10 protein-coding genes are annotated in these 18,323 nt (G+C 69.3%); 7 read left to right on the top strand and 3 right to left on the bottom strand.

Annotated elements, in window-relative coordinates; genetic code table 11:
• Positions 1-27: 27 nt before the first annotated feature.
• Together MQE23_RS04370 and MQE23_RS04375 are read right to left on the bottom strand one after the other, a co-directional pair.
• A complete protein-coding gene (locus MQE23_RS04370; RefSeq protein ID WP_243378299.1) occupies positions 28-1,554 on the bottom strand; it encodes a non-reducing end alpha-L-arabinofuranosidase family hydrolase in 1,527 nt (508 codons plus the stop codon).
• 218 nt (positions 1,555-1,772) lie between these two features.
• Complete coding sequence (locus MQE23_RS04375) at positions 1,773-2,495, bottom strand: FadR/GntR family transcriptional regulator (RefSeq protein ID WP_020271741.1); 723 nt, start codon at positions 2,493-2,495, stop codon at positions 1,773-1,775.
• A gap of 288 nt (positions 2,496-2,783) precedes the next feature.
• Here MQE23_RS04375 and MQE23_RS04380 point away from each other — a divergent pair, with 288 nt between their 5' ends.
• The 6 genes from MQE23_RS04380 (at position 2,784) to MQE23_RS04405 (ending at position 14,680) form a co-directional block, all read left to right on the top strand.
• Positions 2,784-5,015 (top strand): alpha-L-fucosidase, encoded by a 2,232-nt coding sequence (locus MQE23_RS04380; protein WP_037668332.1) that lies wholly within the window; start codon positions 2,784-2,786, stop codon positions 5,013-5,015.
• A gap of 177 nt (positions 5,016-5,192) precedes the next feature.
• On the top strand, positions 5,193-7,661 hold the full coding sequence (locus MQE23_RS04385; RefSeq protein ID WP_243378300.1) for a SpoIIE family protein phosphatase: 2,469 nt from the start codon (positions 5,193-5,195) through the stop codon (positions 7,659-7,661).
• 211 nt (positions 7,662-7,872) lie between these two features.
• Positions 7,873-8,979: an SGNH/GDSL hydrolase family protein gene (locus MQE23_RS04390; RefSeq protein ID WP_279345123.1), complete on the top strand. Its 1,107-nt coding sequence runs from the start codon at positions 7,873-7,875 to the stop codon at positions 8,977-8,979.
• A gap of 186 nt (positions 8,980-9,165) precedes the next feature.
• Positions 9,166-11,301 (top strand): alpha-galactosidase, encoded by a 2,136-nt coding sequence (locus MQE23_RS04395; RefSeq protein ID WP_243378302.1) that lies wholly within the window; start codon positions 9,166-9,168, stop codon positions 11,299-11,301.
• Between the two features lie 44 nt (positions 11,302-11,345).
• Positions 11,346-12,869 (top strand): glycoside hydrolase family 43 protein, encoded by a 1,524-nt coding sequence (locus tag MQE23_RS04400; RefSeq protein WP_243378303.1) that lies wholly within the window; start codon positions 11,346-11,348, stop codon positions 12,867-12,869.
• Positions 12,870-12,910: 41 nt separating this feature from the next.
• Positions 12,911-14,680 carry a cellulase family glycosylhydrolase gene (locus MQE23_RS04405; RefSeq protein ID WP_243378304.1) on the top strand — a complete coding sequence of 590 codons (1,770 nt, stop codon included), beginning with the start codon at positions 12,911-12,913 and terminating at the stop codon, positions 14,678-14,680.
• A 67-nt stretch (positions 14,681-14,747) separates the two neighbouring features.
• Here MQE23_RS04405 and MQE23_RS04410 read toward each other — a convergent pair whose 3' ends face one another.
• Positions 14,748-16,394, bottom strand: a complete 1,647-nt coding sequence (locus MQE23_RS04410; RefSeq protein ID WP_037673132.1) for a ricin-type beta-trefoil lectin domain protein — start codon at positions 16,392-16,394, stop codon at positions 14,748-14,750.
• 336 nt (positions 16,395-16,730) lie between these two features.
• On the opposite strand from MQE23_RS04410, the gene MQE23_RS04415 reads away from it, so the two are divergent.
• Positions 16,731-18,323 (top strand): glycoside hydrolase 43 family protein, encoded by a 1,593-nt coding sequence (locus MQE23_RS04415; RefSeq protein WP_243378305.1) that lies wholly within the window; start codon positions 16,731-16,733, stop codon positions 18,321-18,323.

The raw sequence follows: 18,323 nt of genomic DNA on the forward strand, positions 1-18,323 counted from the left end.
GCGCGGGGATGACCGAGGTTCGGACGGTCAGCAGGGGGAGTTGGTCTGGGTGAGCAGGCCCATCCGCCAGGGCAGGCGTATGTAGTCCGCCCCGTCGGCTCTGGGATCCACGCCCTGGTAGACGTACTGCAGTCGGCACGGATCGATGGGCAGGGTCTGGTCGTTGCCGGCGCGGACCAGCTCGCCGTGGCTGATGTCCTCGGTCCAGGCACCTCCGGGGAAGGTGACGTTGTTGCGGCCGGCGAAGGGTTCGTTCTCCGTGGCGGCCAGCGGCGTCCAAGTGCCGGTGAGGCTGGTGGAGGTGAAGGAGCGGAAGTAGCGCCTACCCGACGTGTTGCTGATGGCCTCCTGGAGGAGCAGGTACTGGTCGCTGCCGGTGACCTTGTACACGTTGGTCGCCTCGAACAGGTTGTTCTTGGTGTCCGACATCACCATCTGCGTGTTCCCGAAGCCGTTCGGGAAGTTCGCCAGGCTGGTCCGGGCGCGGTAGATGTGCCCGTTGTCGTCACTGAAGAACAGGTGGCAGTCGGTGGTGTCGCAGATGACCCAGAAGTCGATCCAAGTGCCTTTGCCCTTGTTGTCCTTGACGATCTGTGGCTCCTCGGACATGAAGAGGCGCGGCGCGGACCATGAGCGCGGGTCGGCCGGGTTGGCGCTGGTGGAGTAGGTGGGCGGACCGGTCTGGTAGACCATGTACCAGAGGTTCTGCGGCGCGAAGTAGAACACCTGGGGCGCGGCCCGGTAGCCGGGGCCCATGGGAGAGGTGTCGAGGTAGGTGTGCGGTGCGGAGGCTGCCTGTGACCAGTCGCTGAAGCTGAACTGCGCCAGACCCCAGTGGGAGGTAGGGCCGGCCGTGGTCGCGAAGGTCAGCCACTGGTTGTTGTACCGCACGATGGAGAAGTCCTTGATCGCCGCCACGTCCGGGTGCTGCGCGTCCGGCTTCGGACCGGCCAGGACGCCGCTGGAGGACCACCGGAACGTCGACGGCAGTGCGCCGCTGCCGCTGTCGACGCGGACCAGTCGCCACTGCTGGTTGGCCCCGCCCCAGTCGGTGAACTGCACGACCTTGGCACCGTCGGCGGTTGAGGCGTTCTGGACCTCGACGGCCTTGCCGCTGTTGCGGTTGATCAGCCGGACATGACCGTCCGGGGAATCGGCCAGCCGGAACTGCTGGTGGGCGCCGCCCGCATCACCCCACTGCACGATGTCCGCATGATCGGCACCGGATAAGTTGTAGACGTCCAGGACCTTGCCCGAATGCTGCGCCTTCAACCGGTAGTAGCCGCCACCCGAGTCGACGAACTGGAACCGCTGGTTGGCGCCGTCGTGGCGGGTCCACTGCGACAGGGCCGCCCCGTCGGCAGTACTCCCTCCCGACACGTCGAGTGCCTTGCCACTGCCCCGATTGACCAGCACGTACCAGCCGTTCGTATCCACCGTGGCCGCCTGCGCCGTCCCAGCGGCACCAAGTCCGCTCAGGAGCGCCGCCATCAAGGCGGTCACCGCCGCGAGCACTCCCGTACGTCTCCCGCATGCCCTGAGCATGCCCTTCATCCGTCTCTCCTTCGCCGGGCCAGGGGGTCGGCGGCCAGGCTGTCGAAGCGACATGCCCTCGTCAATAGCTACCCGAGGTAATACATCCCATGACCAACGTCTCGGAAATCAGAGAGGGAGCCACAACTCCTGCGAAAGGCTGGGATCCACACCTCTCACCTGAACAAGATCTCCTCGACACCTGCCAATACATCCCATGTTCCTGGACTGCCTGCTCGTCAGCTTCGCTCTGCCCCTGCGACGGAGAGGGACTCGCCGGAGCGCAGGTGTTCCCTGAGCCACTGCTCGGTGTTGCTCACATGGAGCAGCGCGGCGGCCTGGCTGAGGGCGGCGTCACGGGTGGACAGAGCGTTGAAGATCGCCTCGTGCTCGGCGAGCGTGCGGCCCGCGGCCTTGTCGTCGACCAGGCCGCGCCAGATGCGGGCGCGCAGGGTGCGGCCGGAGATCCCTTCCAGGAGGGTCAGGAGGCTCTCGTTGCCCGTGGCCGAGACGACGGCGCGGTGGAAGGCGGCGTCGTGTGCGTTGAGCTGTTCCACGTCGTCGCGGGCCTCGCGCATGGCGTCCAGGTGCCGCTTCACCTCGGCCAGCTGGGCGTCGGAGATCCGGGTGGCGGCCAGCGCCGTGGCCATCGGTTCGAGGAGCCGTCGCACCTCCATGAGGTCCTGCAGGGCGACCGCGTCACCCTGCAGGAGTTCCACCGCGCCGCCGAGACCCTCCAGCAGCAGCCTCGGCTGGAGGCTGGTCACGTACGTGCCGTCGCCCCGCCTGACTTCCAGGACCCGTGCGACGGCCAGCGCCTTGACCGCTTCGCGGGCGAGGTTGCGGGACAGTCCCAGCTGGGCTGCCAGGTCCGGCTCCGGTGGGAGCTTCGAGCCCGGCGGCAGGGCACCGGTCCGGATCAGCTCACGGATCTGCTCGATGGCCTTGTCCGTCAGAGACACCGCTCGCCCCTCCCCCCACCGTGCCCGTGAGCACGTCCGACCTGATCAGCGTGACGCTGATGATACTGGGACGCGGGTGCGGGACGGCGATCACCCAGATATGAAGCACTCCAAGACATGCCATGTCTGGTGATCGAAATATCCGCAATATCAACGCAAACCAGTCAACTCACCTGAAGCAATGGCCACTTTCATCCGTGCACGCTGGTTGACATCCCATGGCGACATGACCGACCTTCATGCGTGGCCCTGCATTCCCCCTGCCCCTTCCGCATCAGGGATGTGTCCATGTCGAGCTCGATCAACAGACGCCAGTTCGTGGCCTCCGCAACCTGCGTGGCCGCGGCGGCCGTCGCCGGTGATGTGTTCACTGCCGGTGTCGCCGAGGCGGCGCCCAGCACGTACACGCCCGACTGGGACTCGGTCGACCAGCACCCGCCGGCGCCGGAGTGGTTCCAGGACGCGAAGTTCGGGATCTACTTCCACTGGGGCGTCTTCAGCGTCCCCGCCTTCGACAACGAGTGGTACCCGCGCAACATGCACGAGGCAGGGAGCAACGCCAACCGGCACCACATCGCGACCTACGGTCAGCCGTCGGCATGGCCGTACCACAACTTCATCAACGGAGCGAAGGACCTGGCGGGCAACGCCGTGAAGTTCGCGCCGAAGCTGAAGTCGGCCGGCGGGAAGTTCGACCCCGACGAGTGGGTGCAGTTGTTCGTCGACGCCGGCGCCAGGTTCGCCGGCCCGGTCGCCGAGCACCATGACGGCTTCTCCATGTGGGACAGCCAGGTCAACGAGTGGAACTCGGTGAACAAGGGCCCTGGCCTCGACCTGCTGCGGCTGTTCTCCACGGCCATCCGCGCCAAGGGCCTGAAGCTGCTGGTGGCCATGCACCACGCGTACAACTTCACCGGCTTCTACGAGTACGTCCCCGCCCAGACGGACCCCAGCCTCAAGAAGCTCTACGGACAGTTGGGGCCGGCCGCACAGAACCGGCTCTGGTTCGACAAGCTCAAGGAGGTCATCGACCGCGCCCGGCCCGACATCCTGTGGCAGGACTTCAATCTGGACGCCGTCGACGAGAAACAGCGCCTGAACTTCCTGGCGTACTACTACAACCAGGCCAACAGCTGGGGCCGTGAAGTCGTCGCCACCTACAAGGACGGCATGAACGGCAAGGGCGAGGTCTTCGACTACGAACGCGGCGGCCCGGCCGATCTCACCACGCCGTACTGGCTGACCGACGACAGCATCTCCAGCAGCAGCTGGTGCTACACGCAGGGCATCGGCTACTACACCACCCAGCAGATGCTGCACTCGTTCATCGACCGGGTCAGCAAGAACGGCAACGTGCTGCTGAACATCGCACCGATGGCCGACGGCACCATCCCCCAGGCGCAGAAGGACATCCTGCTCGCCATCGGCGACCACCTGAAGCGCTTCGGCGAGTCGGTGTACGCGACCCGCGCCTGGACCGCGTACGGCGAAGGCCCGACGAAAATGGGCGGCGGCTCGTTCACCACCCCGCACGCAGGCACGCCGCAGGACATCCGCTTCACCCGCAACAAGGCGAACGACGTCCTGTACGCCACCGTCCTGGGCTGGCCCGGCAGCTCGCTGACGATCAAGACGCTCGGCTCGGACCGGATCAATCTCTCCTCGCTGACCTCGGTGAAGCTCCTCGGCACCACCGCCGGCACGTACATCGACCTGCCCACGCCGGCCCAAAGTGCCTCCGGCCTCAGGGTCACCCTGCCGTCCTCGGCGCCGTACAGCGCCAACGCCTACGTCCTGAAGCTCGACTTCTCCGGCACGATCCCCGGCCTGCGGCCGCTCGCCGGCGCCGTCGCCTTCACGGACGTCAACTACACAGGCGGCTCCGCGGTCCTCGCCGTCGGCGACCACACCGCGGCCGACCTGTCAGCGGCCGGCCTGGGCCCGCGCACCCTCTCCTCCCTCCGGCCCGCCCCCGGGTACCAGGTGATCGGCTACTCCGGGGACGACTTCACCGGTACTTCCTGGACCTTCGCCGCCGACAACCCCGACCTCAGGGCCACCGGCAACAACGACCAGATCACCTCACTGAGGGTCCGGTTCGACCCGGCGACGTACTTCCGGATCACCAACGCCACCAACGGGCTGGCCCTGGACAGCGGCGGCAACGTGGCCTCCGGCTCCGACCTCAAGCAGTGGACCTGGGACGGCAGTTCGAACCTGCAGTGGCATGCGGAGGCTGTCGGAGGCGGCTACTACAGGCTGGTCAACCGCACGAACAACATGGTCGCCGACGGCTGGGGCGCCACCGCCGACGGATCCGCCGCCCGGCAGGCCGCCTGGAACGGCGGCACCAACCAGCAGTGGTCCATCACCCACCGGGGCGGCGGCCGCTATTCGATCGCCAACCGCACGACCGGCCTGGTCCTGGACGGCGGCGGCAGCGTCGCCTCGGGCTCCACCACCAAGCAGTGGACCTACGGCAGCAGCACCAACCTGCTGTGGACCTTCACCGCGCTGTAGCCGGCGGAGCCCGCCGTCGCCTCGGCTTCTCGGCTGCCATCGGCACTACTCGGCCCCCGCCGGTCAGGTACGTACCGGTCGGGGCGCCGTGGAGCAGGAGCCGACCTAGGCTGGAAGCTGCGGCTGAAACCAGCCCTGACGGGCCCGGCTGTCCGGACGGAGGCGAGGCGCGTGGACATGGCCGGCGAGCAGGACGCCCGCACTGCCGCGCTCGTGGTGGGCCCGGACGGTGTGGTGAGCGGCTGGAGCGAGAGCGGGCGGCTGCTGCTGGGCTGGACGGCGGAGGACGTCGTCGGGCGCCCCGTGACCGACCTGCTGGCCGCTCCCCCGCCGCCCGGCTTCCCCGAGAGCTCCGGCAGCGGCCCCGACCCCCCGGTGCTCATCCCCCTGCGCCACCTGGACGGATCCACGGTGGACGCGCTGGTGTCGGCTCACCCGCTGTTCGGCGCCGACGGCCGGGCGCTGGGCCGTACGGTGACCGTCCAGCGCTGGGAACGCCGCCCGGTGATCGCCGACCTGGCCTTCGAGCAGAGCCCCTTCGCTCTGGGCGTCTACGACTCTGAGCTGCGGTTTCTGTGGATCAACGCCTCCTCGGGCCGGGTGATCGCGCACTCCGAGGAGCAGGTGCTCGGTAAGAAGTACCGCGAGCTGTTTCCCGAATTCGATCGCGAGCTGTTCCCCGAAAGGGACGACAAGCCCTACACCGACCAGCTCGCCGAGGTGGCGAGGACGGGCGAGCCCGCACGTCTCATCACCGTCTTCCGGCCGCTCGGCAGTAACTACGCCAACGCCTGGGCCACCAGCATCTGGCCCGTCCGGGATGCCGAGGGCAGGGTCCGCGCGGTCGCCAACTGGGGATTCGACATGAGCGCGGAGTACTGGGCCAGGCAGCGCCTGCTCATGCTCAACGAGGCCAGCCGCGGCATCGGCCGGACACTCGACGTGATCGGCACCGCACAGGAACTGGCCAGGACCTCCGTGCCGAGGTTCGTCGACTTCGTCACCGTAGATCTCTTCGACGAGGTGCTGCGCGGAGAGGAACCGCCTCTTTCCCCCGCCCCCGCCTCCGGCGAAGCCATCACGCTCAGCCGTGCCGCCGAGCACGGCGCGAAGCATGACACCGACCGGGCTCCCGGGCACCCGATGCCGGTCAGTCACGCTCCCGGTTCGGTCGCCACCCGCTGCATTGCCACCGGCAGGTCCACGGTTCAGCTCGCGGCCGAGCCCGGCCCCGGCGGCGAATGGGCCTTCGGGCCCGGGCTCGCCGCCGACCCGGCCCACTGGCCGCCGGGCAACCCGTTGATCGACGAGTCCCTCGCCGCGGACGGGCTGACCGGCCGGATCACCGTGCCGCTCCGGGCCCGCGGCGCGCTGCTCGGCGTCGTCGCGTTCTCCCGCAGTGACCGGCCCGAGGCCTTCACCGCCGACGACCTGATCCTCGCCGAAGAGCTGACCGCCAAGGCAGCCGTCGCCATCGACAACGCCCGCCGGTACTCGCGCGAGCGCACGACCGCGCTGACCCTGCAGCGCAGTCTGCTGCTGCAGCAGTTGCCGAGCCAGGAGGCGCTCGAGGTGGCGTCCCGCTACCTGCCCGCCGGGACCGGCGCGGAAGTGGGTGGTGACTGGTTCGACGTCATTCCGCTCTCCGGTGCCCGGGTCGCCCTGGTCGTGGGCGACGTGGTCGGTCACGGCCTGCACGCCTCGGCCAGCATGGGCCGGCTGCGCACGGCGGTCCGCACGCTCGCCGACGTGGACCTGCCACCGGACGAGTTGCTGACCCACCTGGACGACCTGGTCATCCACCTCGCCAGCGACCTCCAGCCCGCCGGCCGCTTCCAGCCGACCGGCGAATTCGGGGCCACCTGCCTTTACACCGTCTACGACCCGGTCTCCCGCCGCTTCACGATGGCGAGCGCGGGTCATCCGCTGCCGTTGATCATCTCCCCGGACGGCACCAGGACCCCGGCGCGCGCCCAGCCGGGACCACCGCTCGGCATCGGCGGACTGCCGTTCGAGGCCACCGAACTCGAGCTGCCCGAGGGCAGCCTGCTCGCCCTCTTCACCGACGGGCTGGTGGGGAGCCGGGAGCGCGACGTCGACCAGGGCATCACCGAACTGCTGCGGGTCCTCAACCATGCGGTCCCCTCGCTGGAGGGCCTCTGCGACACGGTGATGGACGCCATCCTTCCCGAGCGCCGCACCGACGACGCCGCCCTGCTGCTCGCTCGCACTCACGCGCTCGATCCCCAGCATGTCGCCGACTGGGACGTCGTACCGGACCCCGCAGAGGTGCCGCGCGCCAGGAAGTTCGCCCTCGACCAGCTGGACACCTGGGGCCTGGAGGAGACATCGTTCGTCACCGAACTGGTGGTCAGCGAGCTGGTGACCAACGCCATCAGATACGGCGAGCCGCCGATCAGGCTGCGGCTGATTCGCGACTCCTCCCTGATCTGCGAGGTCTCCGACGCCAGCAACACCGCCCCGCACCTGCGCCGGGCGCGCGCCTTCGACGAAGGCGGCCGGGGCCTGCTGCTTGTCGCCCAGCTCACCCAGGGGTGGGGCACCCGGCACACCCCCGACGGCAAGACGATCTGGTGCGCGCAGAGCCTCGCCGAATCCCAGCCGCTCCCAGACATGGGATGTTAACGAGTCGGCGACGGAGAGGGAGAGAGTGCCGAACAGGCCGTTGAATCAGCGGTGTTGGGACGAAACCGGGCAGAACCCGCCCTTGTGCCACTGCTCTCCGAATTCCCCTCATCCATGGGATGTCCAGACAGCGATAGTGCGTGATATCTGTACGAGTGCGCTCCAGGGGCCGGCCAGGACTGAGCAGTCACTCACAGAAGAGGACACCTGCATGAGAAAGCCTTGGCTTCTCCCTCTGCTCACGCTTGTCACTGCCGCCCTCGGGCTGACGGCGGCCGGTGCGACCCCTGCCTCCGCCGCCCCGAACACGCCCTTGCGGGTCATGCCGTTGGGCGACTCGATCACATGGGGCGTGGGAAGCAGTACGGGCAACGGCTACCGGGCTCCGTTGTGGAACCGGCTCGCGGCAGACGGCCATCCGGTGGACTTCGTCGGCACGTTGCGGGGCGGTTCGATGTCCGACCCCGACAACGAAGGCCATTCCGGATACAAGATCCACCAGATCGCCGCACTCGCCGACGCCTCGCTGACCCGCTACCGGCCCAACGTCGTGACGCTGGAGATCGGCACCAACGACCTCAACGAGAGCTACCAGGTCTCCACCGCCGCCGCCCGGCTGAAGTCGCTGGTCGACCAGATCACCGCCGCCGCCCCCGACGCGACCGTCCTCGTGGCCTCCCTGGTCGTGTCCACCAGCGGCTCGGAGGAGCAGTACCGTGCCGCGTACAACCAGGCCATCCCCCGCATCGTGAGCGAGGCACAGGCCGCGGGCAAGCACGTCGCACACGTGGACATGAGCAGTCTGACCACGGCCGACCTGGCCGACACCCTGCATCCCAACGACGCGGGGTACCAAAAGATGGCCGACGCCTTCCACCGCGGCATCCAGGCCGCGGACGGCGCCGGGTGGCTGAGGAACCCCGCTCCCGCCCCCGCACGCGTGTCCTCCGGCATCGCCGGCAAGTGCCTGGACGTCAACGGCGCCGGCACCGCCGACGGGACCGCCGTCCAGACCTGGGGCTGCAGCGACACCGCCAACCAGCTCTGGTCCGCCTACACCGACGGCACTCTGCGCTCCATGGGCAAGTGCCTCGACGCCGCCGGCCGGGGCACCGCGAACGGCACCAAGGTGCAGACCTGGACCTGCAACGGCGGTTCCAATCAGGTCTGGCAGCCCTACAACGGCGGCTACCGCAACCCGGCCTCCGGCCGCTGCCTCGACGTTCCGGGCTCCTCCACGGCCGACGGCACGCAGCTCCAGCTGTGGGACTGCCACGGCGGCTCCAACCAGAAGTGGACCACTCTGACGGCCGGATGACCCGCGCCCCCAGGCTTGAAGGATTGCCTTCATCGAAGCGCTTCGACTCTGCCATTCACCCCGACGGGCGTCAACGGACCAAGCAATAGCTTGCGCATCGCTGTAGGACCCCTTGTTCCATATGAAAATTGTCCGTTACCTTGCGCCTGGCAGTGAAGCGCTTCGACAGCCGCCGAAAGGGACGACATGTCCAAGGAACAAGGGACCTTCCACTGGGGGCACGAGGCCCTTCACCTCGAGATCGTCCTCGATGCCGACGGCAGCCCGCGCCTCACGCATCTCGGGCTGCCCGGCGAAGCGCAGCGCATCCCCGGTGCGTCCCTGCCCCTGGTGGAGGTGACGGCCGCGGGTCACGGCCGTGGCTGGTCGGGCAACCGCCTCGTGGGCACCGATCTCGGCGGGCGGCTGCGCCACCGGACCCACCGGGCGACCCGCGACGGCGACTGGCACACACTGACCGTGCACCTCCACGATCCGGAAACCGGACTGGTCGCGGAGGTGACCTACCGATCACCGGACGGCATCCCCGTGCTCCGCAGCGAGGTGACCCTGCGCAACGAAGGGCGGACCACGCTGCACCTGGAGTCGGTCAGCTCGCTCGTGGTGGGGTGCCTCACCCCGCGGGCCCCGGCGGCCATCGACGCCGCGGACCTGCTGTGGGCGGAGAACGACTGGCTCGCCGAATGCCGCTGGCAGCGACAGCCGATGCGCCTGACCACACCGTCCCTCATCGGACGCGTGAGCTACGGGCACGGCCGAGCGGGCTTCGCCCTGAACGGGCAGGGCACCTGGTCCAGTTGCGGGCGCCTCCCCATGGGCGGCCTGACGGACCGGATCACCGGCCGCACCTGGGTGTGGCAGATCGAGCACAACGGCGGGGGCTGGCGCTGGGAGTGCGAAGAGCGGGACAACGCGGCCTACGCGGCGCTGTTCGGCCCCACCGACACCCACCACGGCTGGCGGCACCCCCTGGAACCCGGCGCCGTCTTCCGCACCGTACCCGTCGCGTTGTCCTTCAGCGCGGACGGCGGCCCCGACGCCGCGTTCGCCGCGCTGACCCGCTACCGCCGCGTACAGCGCCGCCCGCACGCCGACCACCAGCGCCTGCCCGTCGTCTTCAACGACTACATGAACTGCCTGATGGGCGACCCCACCACCGAGAAACTGCTGCCGCTCATCGACGCGGCGGCCGACGCGGGCGCGGAATACTTCGTGATCGACGCCGGCTGGTACGACGGCGACAACGGCGGCTGGTGGGACAGCGTCGGCGCCTGGGAGCCCGCGGACTCCCGGTTCCCCGGGGAACGCGGCATCCACGAGGTGCTGGACCGCATCCGGGAACGCGGCATGGTGCCCGGCCTGTGGCTGGAGCCGGAGGTGATCGGCGTACGCAGTCCCATGGCCAAGTCCCTGCCCGATGAGGCGTTCTTCCGCCGCGACGGCGTCCGCGTCACGGAGGCCGGCCGGCACCACCTGGACCTGCGCCACCCCGCCGCCCGCGCCCACCTGGACCAGGTCGTGGACCGCCTGGTCGGCGAGTGGGGCGTCGGCTACCTCAAGCTCGACCACAACATCGACCCCGGCTCCGGCACCAGCGCCCACCCCGGCGAGGCCCCGGGCGCCGGCCTGCTCGGCCACAACCGGGCGCACCTCGACTGGCTCGACGGCATCCTGGACCGCTATCCGCACCTGGTGGTGGAGAACTGCTCCTCCGGCGGCATGCGCTGGGACCACGCCCTGCTGTCCCGGATGCAGCTGCAGTCCACGAGCGACCAGCAGAACCTCCACCTCTACGCGCCCATCGCGGCGTCCGCGCCCACCGCCGTCACCCCCGAACAGGGTGCCGTCTGGGCGTACCCCCAGCCGGAGGACTCCCTCGACGAGGTGGCCTTCACCATGGCGAGCGCGATCCTCGGCCGGATCCATCTCTCCGGCCGTATGGCCGAACTCGCCCCGGAGGCCCGTGCCTTGGTCCACGAGGCGGTAGCGGCGTACAAGGCCATCCGAGCCGACCTGCCGCACGCCGTGCCGTCCTGGCCACTGGGTCTTCCCGCCTGGGAGGACCCCTGGATCGCCCTGGCCCTGCGCACTCCCGCCACCACCTACCTCACCGTCTGGCGCCGACCCGGCGCCGACGCCTCTGCGGCGCTTCACCTGCCCCACCTGCGGGACACCGCCGCCCGTGTCGACCTGCTCTACCCCTCGGTCAGCCGGGCCGTTTCCGCCTGGACGCCAGGCACGGCCGAGCTGAGCCTGACCCTGCCCACCGCGCCGTCCGCCGTCCTGCTCCGCATCACCCCCACGGACGCCGGCGCTTCCTGAACCACCCCACGCCCCCAGCACGAATCGACGAGAGGACCTCTCGGGTGCCCCCTCTGAGCCAGCCGGACGGACGCGTCGCCCACCCCGCGAACCCCGTGATCCCCGGCTTCCACCCCGACCCCAGCGTCTGCCGCGTCGGCGACGACTACTACCTGGCCTGCTCCAGCTTCGAGTACTTCCCCGGGGTGCCCCTCTTCCACAGCCGTGACCTGGTGCACTGGACGCAGATCGGCAATGTCCTGGACCGGCCGGAACAACTGCGCCTGCCCGCCTCCATGCCGTCCTCCGGCGGGATCTACGCCCCCACCCTGCGCCACCACGACGGCCGCTTCTGGCTGATCGTCACCAACTGCAGCGAGGGCGGCGGAAACCTGATCGTCACGGCCACCGACCCCGCCGGACCGTGGTCGGACCCCGTCTGGGCGCCGGGTGTCCCCGGTATCGATCCCGATCTGGTCTGGGACGAGGACGGCACCTGCTGGTGCACGGTCGCCGGGGTCTCGCAGGTCCGTCTCGACCCGTCCACCGGGCAGACGTACGGAACACCGCACAAGCTCTGGTCCGGCGCACCCGGCGCCAAGGCCCCGGAGGCGCCGCACCTGTACCGGATCGGCGACTACTGGTACCTGCTCATCGCCGAGGGCGGCACCGAACGCGGCCACGGCGTGTCGATCGCCCGCAGCCGTACGCCGGGCGGCCCGTTCGAGCCGTGCCCGGCCAACCCGGTCCTCACCCATCGCGGCACCGATCACCCCGTCCAGAACACCGGGCACGCCGACCTGGTCCAAGGCCCCGACGGCTCCTGGTGGATGGTGCTGCTCGGCGTCCGGCCCGGCGGCGGCACGCCGGGCTGGCACGTGCTCGGCCGGGAGACCTTCCTGGCGCCCGTGGCGTGGGTGGACGACTGGCCGGTCGTCGGCGAGGTCGCCCTGGACCTGCCCGAGCTCCCGTGGCCGCTCTCCCCCGGCCCTGTCGAGGAGCACCGGGACGACTTCGAGCTCGCCGAACTGCGGCCGTACTGGATCTCCGTGCGCGACCGGCCCGCCGAGCACTGCACCACCAAGGAGCGCCCCGGTTGGCTGACGCTCCGCGCGCGGGGCGGTTCGATGGACGAGCCCGACGTGGTGTTCACCGGCCGGCGCCAGCGGCATCTGTCGTGCCGGGCGCGCACGCTGGTGGATGCCGCGGAAGGCAGTGGTGGCCTCGCCGTACGGCTCGACGAGCGGCACCACTACGAGATCGAGGTGTCCGGCACGCGTGTGCGGGTGGTCGCACGGGTCGGCTCCCTGCGCACGGTCGTGGCCGCACAGTCCGTGCCCGCCGGGCCGGTGGTCCTCGCCGTCACGATCACCGGACCGCCGTCTCCGCACGGGCCGTGCACCGGACCCGACATCGTCTCCCTCGGCATCGAGCAGCCCGACGGCACGTTCACCGAACTCGCGTCCCTCGACGGCCGCTACCTGTCGACCGAGGTCGCCGGCGGCTTCACCGGCCGGGTCATCGGCATGTACGCCGCCGAGGGCACCGTCCACTTCGACTGGTTCGACCACGAGCCCCTCGACGGCTGAACCAGCTCCCTCCCTTTCCGCTCGACCGAAAGGCATGCCACATGAGGGACATGCGGCAACCCGCACACCACCGCAGACGCGGCCCCGGCCGCCTGGCCGGCCTGTTGATGGCACTGCTCGTCATCCTGGGACTGTCCGGCAGCACCGCGCTCGCCGCCCCCGGCGGCACGGCACAGCAGGCAGCCTCCTCGGTCAAGGTTCCGGCCGGCGCCATGGACGCCGTCGCGGCGATGCAGCCCAGCTGGAACCTGGGCAACACCCTGGACGCGATTCCGGACGAGACGTCCTGGGGCAACAAGGCCACCAGGGAAGTGTTCAAGACCATCCGGGCGGAGGGCTTCCGCAGCGTCCGCATCCCGGTGACCTGGAGCGCCCACCAGTCCGCCACCGCGCCCTACGCCGTCGACGACGCGTACATGAACCGCGTCAAGCAGGTGGTCGACTGGGCGCAGGCCGAGAACCTCTACGTCGTGCTCAACGTCCACCACGACTCATGGCAGTGGATCTCGAAGATCTCCACCGACCACGACAAGGTACTCGCCCGCTACGACGCCCTGTGGACTCAGATCTCCGCCGCATTCCGGGACGAGCCGCGCACCCTGCTCTTCGAGAGCGTCAACGAGCCGAGCTTCGACAACGCCACGGCCGCGCAGAAGACCCAGCTCCTGAACGAGCTGAACACCTCTTTCCACAAGGTCGTCCGCGCGTCGGGCGGCGGGAACAAGGGCCGCCTGCTCGTCCTGACGACGCAGAGCGGCACCCCGTCCCAGAACCTCATGGACGACCTGTACACCACGATCAAGTCACTGAACGACCGTCAGCTGGTCGCCACCGTGCACTACTACAGTTGGTATCCGTTCAGCGTGAACGTCGCGGGCGGCACCCACTACGACGACGCCGCCCGGAACGACCTCGACGACGCCTTCGCCCGCATGCGCGACATCTTCGTCGCCCGGGGCATCCCCGTCTACCTCGGTGAGTACGGCCTGCTCGGCTACCCCGACCACAACCATCCCTCCCGTGTCGAGCGGGGCGAGGCGCTGAAGTACTACGAGCACCTCGGATACGCGGCACGCCTCGTCGGTGTCACCACCGCATTGTGGGATCCCGGAACTTGGGCCTACCTGAACCGGGAGACGCAGAAGTGGACGGACCCCGCCCTGTTCGCCTGGATCAAGTCCAGTTGGACCACCCGGTCGGGAACGGCCTCCTTCGACAAGGTCTTCCTGGAGAAGAAGGAGCCGATCACGGCCAAGGGGGTCACCCTGAATCTGAACGGGACCAAGTTCCGGGGCCTGTGGCACGGCGAGACGAAGCTCGTCGAGGGACGGGACTACACCCTCTTCGACAAGACGCGGCTCGTCCTCACGGCCGGCGCGCTGACCCGGCTGTCGGGCGACCGCGATTACGGGGTGAACGCCACGCTCCAGGCCCGGTTCTCCCGCGGGCTGCCCTGGCAGATCGAGGTGGTCACCTACGACGCCCCGGTGCTGTCGAACGCCACGGGCAAGACCGACGCGTTCACCATCCCCACCCAGTACCGGGGGGACGTGCTGGCCACCATGGAGGCCAGGTACGGCGACGGGAGCAACGCCGGCCAGACCGACTGGACTCCGTACCAGGAGTTCAACATGGCCTTCTCGCCGGACTACCCGAACGACACCATCATCCTGACCCCCGAGTTCCTGAAAGCGCTGCGCGACGGCGAACAGGTGACGCTGACCTTCCACTTCTACAGCGGCGCCAAGCTCATGTACCACGTCAAGAAGTCCGGGGACTCCGTCACCGGTGCGGCCGTCAAGGAATCCTGACCGACCGGCCCTCGCCCTGGTTGCCCACCTCCCCGGGCAACCAGGGCACTTCTCGAACCGCGGTCCCTCACGCGCGCGTCCACTTCTGGTTGGCCTGGCCGTTGCAGGTCCACAGGACCAGCGGGGTTCCGTTGGTGGTGCCGGCCCCGTTGACGTCGAGGCACAGACCGGCGTGGACGTTGCGGATCGACCCGTCGGAGCCGACGGTCCACTTCTGGTTGTCCTGGCCGTTGCACGGCCAGGTGACGACACGGGTGCCGTTGGCGGTGCCCCGGTTGTGGGCGTCCAGGCACTTGTCGCCGAAGACGCGGATCTCGCCGCCGGCCCAGGTGGTCCACAGCTGGTTGGCCGCCGTGTGGCAGTCCCAGATCAGCACCGTGGCCCCGGCCGCGGTGGAGGCGTTGTCCACGTCCAGGCAGCGGCCGGACGCGGTGCCGCGCAACCGCGAGGTGGTGGCGGCCAGCGGGCTGCCCCCGCTCACCCGGAACACGGCCACACCGTGCGCGGGGACGCTCGCCGAGATCTGCCCGGACGTGCTCGACGTGGAGCCGGTCCACAGGTCGGTGAGGGTGAACGGCCCGCCGGACAGGCCGACTTGCGCTGCTGTCGTGGTGACCGTCGCGGTGCCGCCTCCCCGGTTGAACAGGCCCACCGCGACCGAGCCGTCGGACAGGGGTTTGGCGAACACCTCGGTGCTGCCGTCGTCGCGCACCCTGCGCCCGCCCGCGCCCAGCGGGTCCTGGTTCACCGCCAGCAGACGCGGGTTGCGCAGGATCGCGCTCACGTCGGCGGACATGGTGCGGATGTCGTTGCCGGCCATGAGCGGTGCGCTCAGCAGCGCCCACAGGGCGAAGTGCGAGCGGGACTCGGTCAGCGACAGTCCGGGGCGGCCGACGACCAGCATGTCGGGGTCGTTCCAGTGCCCCGGCCCCGACTGCGCCGCCAGCGGCGCGGTGACGTCCAGGACGTTGCCGACGCCCATCGGATAGCTGTTGGTGTTGCCGTTCTGCCAGATGTCCAGCAGGTCCTCGGTCGTCCGCCACAGGTCGGCGACCTCGCCCCAGTTGTAGGTGGCGCCGGTGATGGCGTGGAAGCTGTTGGGGTTGATGCTGTAGACGATCGGCCGCCCGGTGGCGCGCAGGGCGTCGCGCATGAGCGTGAACCGCGCGACCTGCTCGTCACGGGTGCCCTCGGAGGAGCACCAGTCGTACTTGAGGTAGTCGACGCCCCACGAGGCGAACGTGGCGGCGTCCTGGGCCTCGTGCCCCTTGCTGCCCGTCGCCCCGGGATAGGCGCCGGTGGTCTGCGCGCAGGTGCGTTCGCCCGGCACCTGGTAGATGCCGAACTTCAGGCCCTTGCTGTGGATGTAGTCACCGAGCGCCTTCATCCCGCTCGGGAACTTGGTCGGGTTGGCCCGCAGCTTGCCCGCCGCGTCCCGCTGTGGGTCGAACCAGCAGTCGTCGACCACCACGTACCGGTAGCCGGCCTCCCGCATGCCCGAGGACACCATCGCGTCGGCGGCCTGACGAACCTGAGCCTCGGTGATCCCGCATCCGAAGCTGTTCCAGCTGTTCCAGCCCAATGGCGGGGTGAGCGCCGGGCTGCCGGGCGCGGCCGAGGCGGTGGAGGGAGCGGAGGCCGTCACGGACGCGGTGATCGTCAGCGCGGCGGCCACGATGAGACGGAGCAGTCGTCTGCCTGATCGTCTGGGCACAGTGGGTTCCTTTCGTCGGCAGGCCGGCACAAGACAGGGGATGGCTGCTGCAGCGCCATTCAGCTTTAGCAGGTACATGACACTCTCGGCCATCCGAAATTTCGGCCTGTTTTCGGATCATTGACGCCACGGATACTAGGAAGGTAATCGAGCTTGTCAACTCCGGCGACCACCTCGTCAGCGAAATGTTTCGATGTTTTTGACGAATCATGCGAGACATATTGACGGGAGCTCTGAACCCCCTAGCATCCAGGATGCTCACCAGTCGATTACCGTCCGTCATCCCGAACACCACAGAGGGAGCGACACATGGATATGTCATGCCCTCGTCAATCAATGAGCCGCCGCCGGGCGCTGGCCGCCGGCACCGGCCTGGTCACCGGTGCCCTCCTGCCGCCGGCCGGAGCCTCCCGGACCGCCGCGGCCGCCCCGGCGTACACGAACCCGGTCATCTGGCAGGACTTCGCTGATATCGACGTGATCCGCGTCGGTGCCACCTACTACGCCTCGGCCTCCACGATGCACTACTCACCGGGCGCCCCTGTCCTGCGTTCGTACGACCTGGTGAACTGGGAGATCGCCGGCCATTCGGTGCCCACCCTCGACTTCGGTGCCAAGTACGACCTGAACGGTGGCCGTGGCTATGTCAGAGGGATCTGGGCGTCCTCGCTGGCCTACCGTCCGAGCAACAGGACCTTCTACTGGCTCGGCCAGATCGACTTCGCCCGGACGTACATCTACACCGCCACCGCGGTCGAGGGACCGTGGAGCAGACTCACCACGGTCGGCACGCCGTACTACGACGCGGGACTGCTCGTCGACACCGACGACACCCTGTACGTGGCGTACGGGAACACCACCATCAGCGTGGCCCAGCTCTCGCGCGACGGCCGCACCCAGGTGCGCACGCAGCAGGTGTTCACGACACCGTCGAGCGTCGGCACCCTCGAAGGCTCCCGCTTCTACAAGATCAACGGGCAGTACTACATCTTCCTGACCCGTCCGGCCAACGGCCAGTACATCCTGAAGTCGTCGGGCGGCCCCTTCGGTCCGTACACGATGCGGCAGGTCCTGCTCGACCTGCGCGGACCGATCCCCGGCGGTGGCGTCCCGCACCAGGGCGGGCTGGTCCGGACGCAGAACGGCGCCTGGTACTACCTGGCCTTCGTGGACGCGTACCCCGGCGGCCGGGTGCCTGCCCTGGCGCCGGTCACCTGGACTCCGGACGGCTGGCCCGTCGTGCAGCTGGTGAACGGCGCATGGGGCACCTCGTATCCCAGTCCGGCCGTGCCCACCCCGCCCCGCCAGGTCACCCCCATGACCGGCGTCGACACCTTCGACGGTACGACCCTCAAGCCGAGGTGGGAGTGGAACCACAACCCGGACAACACCAAGTGGTCGGTCGACAACGGGCTGACCCTGCGGACCGCGACCGTCACCAACGACCTGTACTGGGCCCGCAACACCCTCACGCATCGCATCCAGGGACCCACCTCCACCGCGACGGCCCTGTTCGACTTCTCGGCGATGCGGGACGGCGACCGGGCCGGACTCGCGCTGCTGCGTGACTCCTCCGCCTGGATCGGTGTGCAGCGCGACGGCGGCGCGACGCGGGTGGTGATGGTCAACGGGCTCACCATGGACGGCAACTGGAACACCACCGGCACCGGCACCGAGGTCGCGAGCGCCACAGTCTCCGGCGGCCGGATCTGGCTGCGCGCGAGCGCGGACATCCGCCCCGGCGCGGCACGCCCCGGCACCTTCTCCTACAGCACCGACGGCACCACCTTCACCCGCCTCGGCCCCGCCTTCTCCATGGGCAACGACTGGCGGTTCTTCATGGGCTACCGATTCGCCCTCTTCAACCACGCCACACGGGCGCTCGGCGGCGCGGTCCGCGTCGCGCGGTTCGAACTGTCGACGCCCTGA

Origin of the sequence: Streptomyces sp. HP-A2021 (assembly GCF_022807935.1) — a bacterium.
Lineage (GTDB): Bacteria > Actinomycetota > Actinomycetes > Streptomycetales > Streptomycetaceae > Streptomyces > Streptomyces afghaniensis.

What these genes read in the sequence shown, in the direction of transcription:
- MQE23_RS04370 (WP_243378299.1), bottom strand. Translation starts at nt 1,554, where the DNA reads ATGAAGGGCATGCTCAGGGCATGCGGGAGACGTACGGGAGTGCTCGCG.
- MQE23_RS04380 (WP_037668332.1), top strand. Translation starts at nt 2,784, where the DNA reads ATGTCGAGCTCGATCAACAGACGCCAGTTCGTGGCCTCCGCAACCTGC.
- MQE23_RS04385 (WP_243378300.1), top strand. Translation starts at nt 5,193, where the DNA reads ATGGCCGGCGAGCAGGACGCCCGCACTGCCGCGCTCGTGGTGGGCCCG.
- MQE23_RS04390 (WP_279345123.1), top strand. Translation starts at nt 7,873, where the DNA reads ATGAGAAAGCCTTGGCTTCTCCCTCTGCTCACGCTTGTCACTGCCGCC.
- MQE23_RS04395 (WP_243378302.1), top strand. Translation starts at nt 9,166, where the DNA reads ATGTCCAAGGAACAAGGGACCTTCCACTGGGGGCACGAGGCCCTTCAC.
- MQE23_RS04405 (WP_243378304.1), top strand. Translation starts at nt 12,911, where the DNA reads ATGAGGGACATGCGGCAACCCGCACACCACCGCAGACGCGGCCCCGGC.
- MQE23_RS04415 (WP_243378305.1), top strand. Translation starts at nt 16,731, where the DNA reads ATGAGCCGCCGCCGGGCGCTGGCCGCCGGCACCGGCCTGGTCACCGGT.